Below are 12,802 nucleotides of genomic sequence, written 5' to 3' on the forward strand. Positions count from 1 at the left end.
GCGGCCTGGCACAACGCCGACGCGCGCGAAACGCGCAGCGGCGTGGCGGGTTCCGGGCAGGGGCCTGCCCGGAGAGGTCAGAGAGGTTAACCGGTATTGCGCATCCCCGCCGCGACGCCGGCGATGGTCACCATCAGCGCCTGTTCGACGCGCGGATCGGCCTCTTCGCCGCGCGCGTCCTGCTCGCGCGAACGCTGCAGCAGCTCCGCCTGCAGCACGTTGAGCGGATCGGTGTAGACATTGCGCAGCGCGATCGACTCGGCGATCCACGGCTGGTCTGCCATCAGATGCGCGTCGTTGGCGATGGTCAGCACCGCTTTAATGTCGGCGTCCAGCTGGTCGCGCAGCTGTTTGCCCAGCGGCCATAGCGTTTTATCCACCAGACGCTGGTCGTAGTATTCCGCCAGCCACAGGTCCGCTTTGGCGAACACCATCTCCAGCATGCCGAGGCGCGTGGAGAAGAACGGCCAGTCGCGGCACATCGCCTCCAGCTGATCCTGATGGCCCTCTTCCATCGCCTTTTGCAGCGCCGCGCCCGCGCCGAGCCAGGCAGGTAACATCAGGCGGTTCTGCGTCCAGGCGAAGATCCAGGGGATGGCGCGCAGTGACTCGACGCCGCCGGTCGGGCGACGCTTCGCCGGACGCGAGCCGAGCGGCAGTTTGCCCAGCTCCTGCTCTGGTGTGGCGGAGCGGAAGTAGGGCACAAAGTCCGGGTTTTCGCGCACGTAGCCGCGATACATATCGCAGGAGTGCTTTGAGAGCTGATCCATAATGCTGTGCCACTCCTGCTTCGGCTCCGGCGGCGGCAGCAGGTTGGCTTCCAGAATCGCGCCGGTGTAGAGCGACAGGCTGGCGATGGTGACTTCCGGCAGACCATATTTAAAGCGGATCATCTCGCCCTGTTCGGTGACGCGCAGACCGCCTTTCAGGCTGCCCGGCGGCTGCGACAGCAGCGCCGCATGGGCAGGGGCGCCGCCGCGGCCGATGCTGCCGCCGCGTCCGTGGAACAGCGTCAGCGCAATGCCGGCCTTCTCGCAGGTTTTGATCAAGGCGTCCTGCGCCTGATACTGCGCCCAGCTGGCGGCCATCACGCCGGCGTCTTTCGCCGAGTCGGAGTAGCCGATCATCACCATCTGTTTGCCCTGAATAAAGCCGCGGTACCAGTCGATGCTCAGCAGCTGGCTCATCACGTCGTTGGCGTTGTTGAGATCGTCGAGGGTTTCAAACAGCGGCGCCACCGGCATCGCAAAAGTGATGCCCGCCTCTTTCAGCAGCAGATGCACCGCCAGCACGTCGGACGGGGTTTTCGCCATTGAGATCACGTAGGCCGCAATCGAGCCTTGCGGCGCTTCGGCGGCGACGCGGCAGGTTTCCAGCACTTCGCGCGTCTCGTCGCTCGGCTCCCAGTGGCGCGGCAGCAGCGGACGCTTGGAGTTCAGCTCGCGCACCAGGAACGCCTGTTTATCGGCTTCCGACCAGCTTTCATAGTCACCGAGGCCAAGATAGCGCGTCACTTCGGCGATCGCCTCGGTGTGGCGCGTGCTCTCCTGACGCAGGTCGATGCGCACCAGCGGCACGCCGAAGCACTTGACGCGGCGCAGCGTGTCCAGCAGCTGGCCGTTGGCGATAATGCCCATGTCGCACTGCTGCAGCGACTGATAGATGGCGTAAAGCGGCGTCCAGAGCTGGTCGTTAGAAATCAGCAGATCGGCCGGACGCGGCAGACGCTCGCCTTTCAGGCGGCGTTCAAGGTAAGCCTGGGTATTCAGCAGCTGGCTGCGCATCCGCTTCAGGATGACGCGGTAAGGCTCGATCGCTTCGGGATCGCCGCACAGCTCGCGCACCTCGTCGCTGCATTCAGACATCGACAGCTCGGAGATCAGCACGCCGACATCGCGCAGGAAGAGATCGGCCGCCTTCCAGCGGCTGAGCTGCATGGCGTGACGCGTCACCGTGGCGGTGACGTTCGGGTTGCCGTCGCGGTCGCCGCCCATCCAGGAGGTAAATTTCACCGGCACGAAGTCCACCGGCAGCTTCACGCCGAACGCCTCTTCGACCTGTTCGTTCAGCTCGCGCAGAAAGGCGGGCACGCCTTCCCACAGGCTGTTTTCCACCACGGCGAAGCCCCATTTGGCCTCGTCGATCGGCGTCGGGCGATATTTGCGGATCTCGTCGGTGTGCCACGCCTGCGCCACCAGCTGACGCAGACGACGCATAATCTGGTTGCGCTCGTAGTCGGAGATGTCGCTGTGGTCGAGCTGCTTCAGGCAGCTGTTGACCTCGACCAGCTTGTGGATCAGGGTGCGGCGGGTAATTTCGGTGGGGTGTGCGGTAAGCACCAGCTCCAGCGACAGCGACTCAATGGCGGCGCGAATGGCGCTCTCGCTGAGATCTGGCTGCTGTTTAAGACGATCGAAGGTGGTTTTCAGCAGCTCGGGATGGTTGGCGCCGTCGCCGCTGCGTGAAATGGTCTGATACTGTTCGGCGACGTTGGTCAGGTTAAGGAACTGGCTAAAGGCGCGCGCGACGGGCAGCAGCTCGTCGTTTGACAGATTTTGCAGCGTGTTGAGCAGTTCCTTGCGATGAGCGTCATTTCCCGCGCGGGATGACTTTGAGAGTTTGCGGATGGTCTCCACCCGGTCGAGGATGTTCTCTCCTAGTGCATCCTTGATCGTATCCCCGAGCAGTTTGCCGAGCATACTGACATTACTTCGCATTGCGGAATATTGTTCGTTCATGTGACCCTGACACCCTTATCGTCTTTGTAAACTTCTACACCCACAGCCTGCGACCGCGCAGAAACTGCATGAGTAATCACCCACCGGGCATAACATCGTCTTTTATCTAGCCACGTAAACCCTGCGGCGTCAATGCGCATGAGCGCCCGGTAACATGCGGCTAACTGGCGGAAATTCAAAGATTTTAATTAAGGAGGAGCGGGATAAGTTATTCTTATCAACAAATCCCGCGTAGAGATCAGGAAATTTACTTTCTTAACAGTGAATTGCCCTGTTTATTGCGTATCAGTGGCAAAAGTGCTGCACAACCTGCGCAATCAGGGCGCGAGTCGGCTTAATAAATGCGGTATCGATAAACTCGTCCGGCTGATGCGCCTGGTTAATCGATCCCGGTCCCAGCACCAGCGTCGGGCACAGCTTCTGAATGAACGGCGCCTCGGTGCAGTAGTTCACCACCTCGGTCGGCGTGCCGAGCAGTTTTTCCACCACGGCGACCAGCTCGTGATTCGCCGGACATTCATAGCCCGAAATCGGCGGATGCAGCTCGCCGACGGTGAGGCGTCCCGGCCAGCGCGCGCTGACCGGCGCCAGCGACTCATTGAGCAGTCCTTCCAGGTCGCTGAGCGTCAGCCCCGGCAGTGGACGGATATCCATGTGCAGCTCGCAGCAGGCGCAGATGCGGTTTGCCGCGTCGCCGCCGTGAATATGGCCGAAGTTCATGGTGGGATAGGGAATAGCGAAGCCGTCGTGGTGATAGCGCTCTTTCAGGGTGTTGCGCAGCTGCATCAGGTGGCCGATGGCGTCGTGCATCAGCTCGATGGCGTTGACGCCGCGCGCCGGATCGCTGGAGTGGCCCGACTGGCCCTGCACGCGAATGACGTGCGACAGATGACCTTTGTGCGCGCGCACCGGCTTCAGCGAGGTCGGCTCGCCGATAATGGCGCAGTCTGGGCGGATGCTCGCCGTTTCGGAGAAATACTTTGCGCCCGCCATGGTGGTCTCTTCATCGGCGGTGGCGAGAATATAGAGCGGTTTGCTGAGTTTGCTGACGTCGACGTCGCGCAGCGTGTCGAGAATAAAGGCGAAGAAGCCTTTCATGTCGGCGGTGCCCAAGCCGTAGAGCTTGTTGTCGTGCTCCGTCAGGGTAAAGGGATCGCGCGTCCAGCGCCCGTCGTCGAACGGCACAGTGTCGGTATGACCCGCCAGCAGCAGGCCGCCTGCACCCTCGCCGGTGCGCGCCAGCATATTGAATTTATGGCGCGTGCCCGGCACCGGCTGCACCTCGACGCTGAAGCCCAGGTCGCGAAACCAGCCCGCCAGTAAATTGATTAAAGTTTCATTACTCTGATCCAGCGCCGCGTCGGTCGCGCTGATGGTCGGAGTCGCGATCAGCTGGCGGTAGAGTTCGATAAAAGGCGGTAATTTTGTCTTCACTGTTGACGGTCCTTGAGTTAGGATGTATCAATATTCATGCATTAATAGTGAATAAAAATACATTAACGCCGATTGGGTGGGAAGCAAAAATCCCGGCAAACGGCATCGTGGGCAACGGGGCAAGGCCGCGACCCGGAACGTGTGACTGTAAAAAGGGTTACAGCCTGATGTTGAATACGCTGATCGTTGGTGCCAGTGGTTACGCTGGCGTAGAGCTCGCCACCTTCCTCAATCGTCATCCACATATGAACATAACCGCTTTGGCGGTTTCAGCGCAAAGCCCGGATGCCGGAAAACGTCTCTCCGATCTCCATCCGCAGCTGAAAGGCGTGGTGGATCTGCCGCTGCAGCCGCTGAGCAGCGCGGCCGAATGGGCGGACAAAGTGGATGTGGTGTTCCTCGCGACGGCGCACGAAGTCAGTCACGATCTCGCCCCGGAATTTCTCAAGGCGGGCTGTGTGGTGTTTGACCTCTCCGGCGCCTTCCGCGTCAACGACGGCGAATTTTTTCAGCGCTATTACGGTTTTACCCACCAGCACGGCGACTGGCTCGACAAAGCGGTTTACGGCCTGGCGGAGTGGAACCACGAGAAGATCAAAGAGGCGCAGCTGGTCGCGGTGCCGGGCTGCTATCCCACCGCGGCGCAGCTGGCGCTGAAGCCGTTGGTTAACGGCGATCTGCTTAACGCCGACCAGTGGCCGGTGATCAACGCCACCAGCGGCGTGAGCGGTGCGGGACGCAAGGCGAGCGTCAATACCAGCTTTTGCGAAGTGAGCCTGCAGCCTTACGGCCTGTTTAACCATCGCCATCACCCGGAGATCGTCGCGCATCTCGGCTTGCCGGTGATCTTCACCCCGCATCTCGGCAGCTTTCCGCGCGGCATTCTGGCGACCATCACCTGTCGCCTGAAGCCGGGCGTCAGCCACGCCGACGTGGCGGCGGCGTTCCACAACGCCTATCACGACAAGCCGCTGGTGCGTGTCTACGAACAGGGCGTGCCGGCGCTGAAAGCGGTGGTCGGCCAGCCGTTCTGCGATATCGGCTTCGCGCTAGAGGGCGAGCATCTTATCGTCGTCGCGGCGGAAGACAATTTGCTGAAAGGCGCCGCGTCGCAGGCGGTGCAGTGTATGAATATTCGTTTTGGCTTTCCTGAAACGCAGTCACTGATTTAACGGACGAGAACGGACATGACTACTCCATTAATTATCAAACTGGGCGGCGTGCTGCTCGATAGCGAAGAGGCGCTGGCCCGGCTGTTTGACGCGCTGGTGGCCTGGCGCAGCGCGCATCAGCGTCCGCTGATGATCGTTCACGGCGGCGGCTGCGTGGTTGACGAGCTGATGAAGAAGCTGGCGCTGCCGGTGAAGAAGAAAAACGGCCTGCGCGTTACGCCAGCCGATCAGATCGACATTATTACCGGCGCGCTGGCGGGCACCGCCAACAAAACCCTGCTCGCCTGGGCGAAAAAACATGGCATTAAAGCGGTCGGCCTGAGCCTGGGCGACGCGGATCTGGTTAAGGTGGCGCAGTTCGATGAAGAGCTGGGACACGTCGGCCACGCCGAGCCGGGCGATCCGGCGCTGCTTAATACGCTGCTGGCGGCAGGCTATATGCCGGTGGTCAGCTCTATCGGCATCACCGACGACGGCAAGCTGATGAACGTCAACGCCGACCAGGCGGCGACCGCGCTGGCGGCCACGCTGGGTGCCGATCTGGTGCTGCTCTCCGACGTAAGCGGCATCCTTGACGGCAAGGGCCAGCGCATCGCCGAGATGACCGCCGCCAAAGCAGAGCAGCTGATCGCGCAAGGCATCATTACCGATGGCATGATTGTAAAAGTGCACGCGGCGCTCGACGCGGCGCGCACGCTGGGCCGCCCGGTGGATATCGCCAGCTGGCGCCACGCGGAGCAACTGCCCGACCTGTTTAACGGCGTGTCGATCGGCACCCGGATCCTCGCTTAACGACTTAGATTTAGGATGACGACATGAGCACGCAAAACATCAAAAAAATCGTACTGGCTTACTCTGGCGGTCTGGACACCTCCGCCATTATTCCGTGGCTGAAAGAGAACTACGGCGGCTGTGAAGTGGTGGCGTTCGTGGCGGATATCGGCCAGGAGCGTAGCGATCTGGAAGGCGTGGAGAAGAAAGCGCTGCAGTCCGGCGCCTCTGAATGCCACGTAGTCGATCTGCGTGAAGAGTTTATCAGCGACTACGTTTACCCGGTGCTGCAGACCGGCGCGCTCTATGAAGGCACCTATCTGCTGGGCACCTCTATGGCGCGTCCGATTATCGCCAAAGCGCAGGTCGAACTGGCGCTGAAAGTGGGCGCGGACGCGCTGTGTCACGGCGCGACCGGCAAGGGCAACGACCAGGTGCGTTTCGAAACCACCTACACCGCGCTGGCGCCGCAGCTGAAAGTGGTGGCGCCGTGGCGCGAATGGAACCTGCGTTCGCGTGAAGCGCTGCTCGACTATCTGAAAGAGCGCAATATTCCCACCACCGCGTCGCTGGAAAAAATCTACAGCCGCGATGAGAACGCCTGGCATATCTCCACCGAAGGCGGCGTGCTGGAAAGCCCCGCTAACGCGCCGAACAAAGATTGCTGGGTGTGGACCGTGGATCCGCTGGAGGCGCCGGATCAGCCGGAAAACGTCACCGTTACCGTGGAGAAAGGCCGCGTGGTTGCCGTGAATGGCGAAAGGCTGAGCCCGTTCCAGTGTCTGGAAGCGCTTAACGCCATCGGCGCGAAGCACGGCGTGGGCCGTATCGACATCGTGGAAAACCGTCTGGTCGGCATTAAGTCGCGCGGCTGCTACGAAACCCCTGGCGGCACCATTATGGTGAACGCGCTGCGCGCGGTTGAGCAGCTGGTGCTGGATCGCGACAGCTTTAAATGGCGCGAGCAGCTGGGCCATGAGATGTCCTACGTAGTGTACGACGGCCGCTGGTTTGCGCCGCTGCGTAAGTCTATCCAGGCGGCGGCCGAGTCGCTGGCCGAAGAGGTGAACGGCGAAGTGGTGCTGCAGCTCTATAAAGGTCAGGCGACGGCGATTGAGAAGCGCTCCGCCAACAGCCTCTACTCGGAAGAGTTCGCCACCTTCGGCGAAGACGAGGTCTACGATCACCGTCACGCAGGCGGCTTTATCCGTCTGTTCTCGCTCTCTTCGCGCATTCGCGCTCTGAACGAGCAGAAAAAGTAAGCGTCGGCGAGGCGCGCGCCTCGCCCAACCAGATTTCGCAGAGGCGGCTTCGGGCCGCCTCCTGTTTAAGGATAGTAAGGAGTTTCACATGGCACTTTGGGGCGGACGTTTTACCCAGGCAGCAGACCAACGTTTCAAACAGTTCAACGATTCGCTGCGCTTCGACTATCGTCTGGCGGAGCAGGATATTGTCGGCTCCATCGCCTGGTCCAAAGCGCTGGTGACGGTCAACGTGCTGAGCAGCGAAGAGCAGCAGCAGCTGGAGCAGGCGCTCAATGCGCTGCTGGCCGAGGTGCAGGCCGATCCCGAGCAGATCCTGCAGAGCGACGCCGAAGATATTCACAGCTGGGTTGAAGGCCAGCTGATCGAGAAAGTCGGCGCGCTGGGCAAAAAGCTGCACACCGGCCGCAGCCGTAACGACCAGGTGGCGACCGATTTGAAACTCTGGTGCAAAGCGCAGGTCGAGGCGCTGCTGGGCGCCACGCGCGAACTGCAGCAGGCGCTGGTGGCGACTGCCGAGGCGAATCAGGACGCGGTGATGCCGGGCTACACCCATCTGCAGCGCGCGCAGCCGGTGACCTTCGCCCACTGGTGCCTGGCCTATGTGGAAATGCTGGCGCGCGACGAAAGCCGCCTGCAGGACACGCTGAAGCGCCTTGACGTCAGCCCGCTCGGCTGCGGCGCGCTGGCGGGCACCGCCTATGCCATCGACCGCGAGCAGCTGGCTGGCTGGCTGGGCTTCGCCTCTGCCACGCGCAACAGCCTCGACACCGTCTCCGATCGCGATCACGTGCTGGAGCTGCTGGCCGACGCCTCTATCGGTATGGTGCATCTGTCGCGCTTTGCCGAAGATTTGATCTTCTTTAACACCGGCGAAGCGGGCTTCGTTGAGCTGTCCGACAAGGTCACCTCCGGCTCGTCGCTGATGCCGCAGAAGAAAAACCCGGACGCGCTGGAGCTGATCCGCGGCAAATGTGGCCGCGTGCAGGGCGCGCTGACCGGCATGATGATGACGCTGAAAGGGCTGCCGCTTGCCTACAACAAAGATATGCAGGAAGACAAAGAGGGGCTGTTCGACGCGCTCGACACCTGGCTGGACTGCCTGCATATGTCGGCGCTGGTGCTGGATGGCATTCAGGTGAAGCGTCCGCGCTGTCAGGAAGCGGCGGAGCAGGGCTACGCCAACTCCACCGAGCTGGCCGATTATCTGGTGGCGAAGGGCGTGCCTTTCCGCGAAGCGCACCATATCGTGGGCGAAGCGGTGGTCGAGGCGATCAGGCAGGGCGTGGCGCTGGAGGCGCTGTCGCTGGCGCAGCTCAAGGGGTTCAGCACGGCGATCGAAGAGGATGTCTATGCGGTGCTGGCGCTGCAGTCCTGTCTCGACAAACGTAACGCCAAAGGCGGTGTCGCGCCGCAGCAGGTGGCGTTTGCCATCACCGAAGCGAAAAAGCGTCTCGCCTGATTAGCAGGCAAAAAAAAGGCGGGCAACAGTTGCCCGCTAACCTCTAGCTTCGGAATTTCATTCTATTTTTATAGGCACATCATCAAAGGATCAGCGCTCCCGGCTGACACAGTGATTCTTTTACGCTGACCAGCAGGTGCTCATCAGCGTCTGTTTCGCTTTGCTGCAGAATGGCCGGGTAAACGGTGAGACCGACTGCTTAGCGATCGCTCTGGCGGCGCTGAAATTAATCTCGCGCAACAAGCTTAGCTTCCTGAATTACCAGCCTGTTTTCTATGTAAGAGCAAATCGCCTGAATTTGATGCGTGCATTATTCTGATCATTGCTTGATAGGGCTAATCGTTCATTGCTATCCTATCTATCGCCACGGGCTATCGTGGTCTGGAGGATAACAATGAACATTCGCGATCTTGAATACCTGGTTTCGCTTGCCGAGCATCGCCACTTCCGCCGCGCGGCGGATGCGTGCCACGTCAGCCAGCCGACGCTAAGCGGACAGATCCGCAAGCTGGAAGATGAGCTGGGCGTGATGCTGCTGGAGCGGACCAGCCGTAAAGTGTTGTTCACCCAGGCGGGCATGCTGCTGGTCGATCAGGCGCGCACCGTGCTGCGGGAAGTTAAAGTCTTAAAAGAGATGGCGAGCCAGCAGGGCGAAGCGATGTCCGGCCCGCTGCATATCGGGCTGATCCCCACCACCGGCCCCTATCTGCTGCCGCAAATCATTCCGATGCTGCACAAGACCTTTCCCAAACTGGAGATGTACCTGCACGAGGCGCAGACGCAGCAGCTGCTGGCGCAGCTCGACAGCGGCAAGCTCGACTGCGCGATTCTGGCGCTGGTGAAAGAGAGCGAAGCCTTTATTGAGGTGCCGCTGTTCGACGAGCCGATGAAGCTGGCGATCTATCAGGATCACCCGTGGCACGATCGCGATCGTGTGCCGATGTCCGATCTGGCGGGCGAAAAGCTGCTGATGCTGGAAGATGGCCACTGTCTGCGCGATCAGGCGATGGGCTTCTGCTTTGAAGCGGGCGCTGACGAAGATACCCATTTCCGCGCCACCAGTCTGGAGACGCTGCGCAATATGGTCGCGGCCGGAAGCGGCATCACGCTGCTGCCCGCGCTGGCAGTGCCGCAGGAACGCGTGCGCGACGGCGTGTGCTATCTGCCGTGCTATAAGCCTGTGCCGCAGCGCACCATCGCGCTGGTTTATCGTCCCGGTTCGCCTCTGCGCAGCCGCTATGAGCAGCTGGCAGAAGCGATTCGCACGCACATGCAGGGCTATCTCAACACCACCTTAAAACAGGCGGTTTAAGCCATTCAGCGCGGCCACGCGATAGGCTTCGGCCATGGTGGGATAGTTAAAGGTGGTATTCACGAAGTACTCGATGGTGTTGCCGCCGTTTTTCTGCTCCATAATCGCCTGGCCGATGTGAATGATCTCCGCCGCGCGTTCGCCAAAGCAGTGAATACCCAGGATCTCTTTGGTTTCGCGGTGGAACAGAATTTTCAGGCTGCCGACGTTCATGCCGACAATCTGCGCGCGCGCCAGATGCTTAAACTGCGCGCGGCCCACTTCGTAAGGCACCTTCATCGCCGTCAGCTGCTGCTCGGTTTTGCCGACAGAGCTGATTTCCGGAATGGTATAAATACCGGTCGGGATATCCTCTACCAGATGCGCGCTGGCTTCTCCTTTGATAATCGCCTGCGCGGCGATGCGCCCCTGATCGTAGGCGGCTGAGGCCAGGCTCGGGTAGCCGATCACGTCGCCTACCGCATAGATGTGCGGCTGCGCGGTCTGATACATGCTGTTGACCTTCAGCAAACCGCGTCCGTCCGCCTCCAGCCCGACATTTTCCAGCGCCAGCGAGTCGGTGTTGCCGGTTCGGCCGTTGGCGTAGAGCAGGCAGTCCGCTTTCACCTTTTTGCCCGACTTCAGGTGCATAATCACGCCATCTTCCACGCCTTCGATTTTCTCAAACTCTTCGTTGTGGCGGATAACCACGCCGCTGTTCCAGAAGTGGTAAGAGAGCGAGTCGGACATCTCCTGATCGAGAAACGCCAGCAGGCGGTCACGGGTGTTGATCAGATCGACCTTGACGTTCAGCCCGCGGAAAATCGACGCATACTCGCAGCCGATGACGCCCGCGCCGTAGATAATGACGTGGCCCGGCTCGTGGTGCAGATTAAGGATAGAGTCGGAGTCGTAGATGCGCGGATGGGTAAAGTCGACGTCGGCCGGATGATAGGGACGCGATCCGCAGGCGATAACGAATTTTTCCGCCGTCAGGCGCTCGCGCGTGCCGTCGTAGTGTTCAACTTCAATGGTGTTGGCATCGATAAAGTGGGCGTTACCCTGAAACAGTTCGCAGCGGTTGCGCTCGTAGAAGCCCTGACGCATCGCGGTCTGCTGGCTGATAACGTTTTCCGTGTGGTTGAGGATATCGGCGAACGAGGAGCGCAGCAGGCGCGTGTGGTCGCTGTAAAGCGGGTTCTGGTTGAATTCAATAATGCGACTGACTGCATGGCGAAGCGCCTTGGAGGGAATGGTGCCCCAGTGGGTACAACCGCCGCCGATGTTATGGTAGCGTTCGATCACTGCGATGCGCGCTCCCTGCTTCACCAGGCCCATGGCTGCACCTTCACCTCCAGGACCGGAGCCAATCACGATGGCATCGTAATCGTAAGACTTTTGCATACCAGTACGTCCTATGTTTCTATACATTTTTACAACGAGATTCTAACATCTCGCCGCGCACATCTGAATTCTAACAGCGAAATTCCCCACGGTTTGACAAAGCGTGAGGTTCACAGGCAGTCACAAACTTTGGCCTCTTGTACGCTGAAAAGTTTGTTATAGTGCCCCTCTAACTTGTCACAAGGCAGAGAGAATGGGCGTCAGAGCGCAACAAAAAGAACGTACAAGACGTACGCTGATCGAAGCGGCATTTAGCCAGCTCAGCGCCGAGCGCAGTTTCGCCAGTTTAAGTTTGCGTGAGGTGGCCAGGGAGGCCGGTATCGCGCCCACCTCTTTTTATCGTCATTTTAAAGATGTTGATGAGCTTGGTTTGACCATGGTCGACGAGAGCGGTTTGATGCTGCGCCAGCTGATGCGCCAGGCGCGTCAGCGCATCGCCAAGGGCGGCAGCATTATCAAAACCTCGGTCTCTACCTTTATGGAGTTCATCGGCAATAATCCTAACGCGTTTCGGCTGCTGCTGCGCGAGCGTTCCGGCACCTCCGCCGCGTTTCGCGCCGCCGTAGCGCGTGAGATCCAACACTTTATCGCCGAACTGGCGGATTACCTTGAGGTCGAAAATCGCATGCCGCGCAGCTTTACCGAGGCGCAGGCGGAAGCGATGGTGACCATTGTTTTTAGCGCAGGCGCGGAGGCGCTGGATGTGGATATTGAGCAGCGCCGCAGGCTGGAGGATCGCCTGGTGCTGCAGCTGCGCATGATCGCCAAAGGCGCTTATTACTGGTATCGCCGCGAGCAGGAACGTCTGGCGGTCACCCTGGAAAAACCCGAAGAGTAAACGATAAGGATAATGCCATGACACAACCGACTTCCCGCGATAAAGGCACGCTGCTGCTGGCTTTTATTACTGGTTTAGCGATTAACGGCTCATTTTCCGTGCTGTTTAGCGCCTTTGTTCCTTTTTCTATCTTTCCCATTATCGCCCTGGGTCTGGCGGTCTGGAGCCTGCACCAGCGCTATCTGAACCGCAATATGCCGGACGGTATGCCGGGTCTGGCGGCGGCCTTTTTCCTGCTGGGCATTCTGGTGTATAGCGCGCTGGTGCGCGCCGAATATCCCGATATCGGCTCTAACTTTATTCCGACCATTTTGATGGTGGCGCTGGTGTTCTGGATCGGCGTGAAGATGAAGCGTCGTAAGAACAACGACTGATAAACAAAAACGGGAACCTGAGGTTCCCGTTTTTATTTCTGGCGCGGGACGCTTTG

At 60.0% G+C, this 12,802-nt stretch carries 10 protein-coding genes; 7 read left to right on the plus strand and 3 right to left on the minus strand.

Going from position 1 to position 12,802, the window contains the following annotated elements:
* Positions 1-86: 86 nt before the first annotated feature.
* Positions 87-2,738, minus strand: a complete 2,652-nt coding sequence (ppc, locus tag MC269_RS00295) for a phosphoenolpyruvate carboxylase (protein WP_239953333.1) — start codon at positions 2,736-2,738, stop codon at positions 87-89.
* A gap of 285 nt (positions 2,739-3,023) precedes the next feature.
* On the minus strand, positions 3,024-4,172 hold the full coding sequence (argE, locus tag MC269_RS00300) for an acetylornithine deacetylase (RefSeq protein WP_239953334.1): 1,149 nt from the start codon (positions 4,170-4,172) through the stop codon (positions 3,024-3,026).
* Positions 4,173-4,339: 167 nt separating this feature from the next.
* Here argE and argC point away from each other — a divergent pair, with 167 nt between their 5' ends.
* The 5 genes from argC (at position 4,340) to oxyR (ending at position 10,151) form a co-directional block, all read left to right on the plus strand.
* On the plus strand, positions 4,340-5,344 hold the full coding sequence (gene argC / locus MC269_RS00305; RefSeq protein ID WP_239953335.1) for an N-acetyl-gamma-glutamyl-phosphate reductase: 1,005 nt from the start codon (positions 4,340-4,342) through the stop codon (positions 5,342-5,344).
* A gap of 15 nt (positions 5,345-5,359) precedes the next feature.
* Positions 5,360-6,136: an acetylglutamate kinase gene (argB, locus tag MC269_RS00310; RefSeq protein ID WP_239953336.1), complete on the plus strand. Its 777-nt coding sequence runs from the start codon at positions 5,360-5,362 to the stop codon at positions 6,134-6,136.
* Positions 6,137-6,159: 23 nt separating this feature from the next.
* Positions 6,160-7,377 carry an argininosuccinate synthase gene (locus tag MC269_RS00315; RefSeq protein ID WP_033755567.1) on the plus strand — a complete coding sequence of 406 codons (1,218 nt, stop codon included), beginning with the start codon at positions 6,160-6,162 and terminating at the stop codon, positions 7,375-7,377.
* A gap of 88 nt (positions 7,378-7,465) precedes the next feature.
* Positions 7,466-8,839, plus strand: a complete 1,374-nt coding sequence (gene argH / locus MC269_RS00320; RefSeq protein ID WP_239953337.1) for an argininosuccinate lyase — start codon at positions 7,466-7,468, stop codon at positions 8,837-8,839.
* Between the two features lie 394 nt (positions 8,840-9,233).
* Positions 9,234-10,151 carry a DNA-binding transcriptional regulator OxyR gene (gene oxyR / locus MC269_RS00325; RefSeq protein ID WP_081140610.1) on the plus strand — a complete coding sequence of 306 codons (918 nt, stop codon included), beginning with the start codon at positions 9,234-9,236 and terminating at the stop codon, positions 10,149-10,151.
* On the opposite strand, the gene sthA is transcribed toward oxyR, so the two are convergent.
* Complete coding sequence (gene sthA / locus MC269_RS00330; protein ID WP_033755573.1) at positions 10,134-11,534, minus strand: Si-specific NAD(P)(+) transhydrogenase; 1,401 nt, start codon at positions 11,532-11,534, stop codon at positions 10,134-10,136. The two genes, oxyR and sthA, sit on opposite strands and share 18 nt — an antisense overlap.
* 193 nt (positions 11,535-11,727) lie before the next feature.
* On the opposite strand from sthA, the gene fabR reads away from it, so the two are divergent.
* Positions 11,728-12,372: an HTH-type transcriptional repressor FabR gene (gene fabR / locus MC269_RS00335; protein WP_081140611.1), complete on the plus strand. Its 645-nt coding sequence runs from the start codon at positions 11,728-11,730 to the stop codon at positions 12,370-12,372.
* Positions 12,373-12,389: 17 nt separating this feature from the next.
* Positions 12,390-12,746: a YijD family membrane protein gene (locus MC269_RS00340; protein ID WP_239953338.1), complete on the plus strand. Its 357-nt coding sequence runs from the start codon at positions 12,390-12,392 to the stop codon at positions 12,744-12,746.
* Positions 12,747-12,802: the final 56 nt, after the last annotated feature.

The sequence above is a fragment of the Pantoea sp. Z09 genome (assembly GCF_022394795.1).
Classification (GTDB): Bacteria; Pseudomonadota; Gammaproteobacteria; order Enterobacterales; family Enterobacteriaceae; genus Pantoea; species Pantoea latae.